Source organism: Micromonospora sp. RTP1Z1 (genome assembly GCF_033804685.1).
Classification (GTDB): domain Bacteria; phylum Actinomycetota; class Actinomycetes; order Mycobacteriales; family Micromonosporaceae; genus Micromonospora.
Window position 1 is genome coordinate 1 of record NZ_JAPFQV010000143.1, and the last position, 970, is coordinate 970.

General features: G+C 64.9%; 1 protein-coding gene. It reads left to right on the plus strand.

The genetic code is table 11. The annotated features are described in order from the left end of the window. Positions 1-102: 102 nt before the first annotated feature. Positions 103-945 carry an IS5 family transposase gene (locus SLP03_RS31420; protein ID WP_319464261.1) on the plus strand — a complete coding sequence of 281 codons (843 nt, stop codon included), beginning with the start codon at positions 103-105 and terminating at the stop codon, positions 943-945. Positions 946-970 lie beyond the last annotated feature (25 nt).

Consider the following 970-nt stretch of genomic DNA (forward strand, 5'->3'; position numbering starts at 1 on the left):
GAGCCCGCGCAAATAGGTCGATCGGGGAGGGCCGGTCATAGACCGGGCACAGGCACCAGTGATCATCAAGGTTCCTACGCCGAGTGATCACCGGGAGTGCCTGTGCCCGCTATCCCATCATGGCTGAGTACCCCTCTCTGGGACCAGTTCGCCGCGCTGCTACCCGAACGGCCCGATGTGGACCCCACCCATCCGTTGGGCTGTCACCGGCGACGGATACCCGACCGGATCGTGTTCGACAAACTGCTGCAGGTGCTGCGCTTCGGCTGCTCCTACGAGTCGATCGCCGACACCACCTGTTCGGCCGGCACAGTCCGCAACCGCCGAGACGAGTGGATCAAGCTGGGCATATTCGCCGAACTCAAGACGATAGTTTTGGATGTCTACGATCGGATGGTCGGGCTGATCCTCGATGAGATCTCCATCGACGGATGCGTCACCAAGGCCCCCGGCGGCGGCGAGGTCGCCGGACGCTCCCCCGTCGACCGGGGCAAACAAGGCATGAAACGCTCCAGCATGGTCGACGGTCACGGAATCCCTCTGGACCGGGTCCTCGCCGGCGCGAACCGTCATGACTCGCCGCTACTTGCCCCGACCCTGGACAAGCTCGCCGACCTGGGCCCGCTACCCGACACCATCACCGTGCATCTGGACGCCGGCTACGACTCCGCCGTCACCCGCGCGACCCTGGCCGAGCGCGGCCTGCTCGGCGAGATAGCCCGCAAAGGCGATAAAGCACCCATCCAAGCCGGGCGGAGATGGCATGTCGAGCGGACCAACGCCTGGCACAACGCGTTCAACCGGCTCCAACGCTGCTACGAGCGCACCGAACGAGTCATCGACGCCTTCTTCGACCTCGCCGATGCCATCATCACCCTACGTAGCCTGATCCGGCAGGCATGGAGCCGCTACCGGTGGGACACCCGACCCACACGACGCCCATGAACCACCACCTATTTGCGCGGCCTCT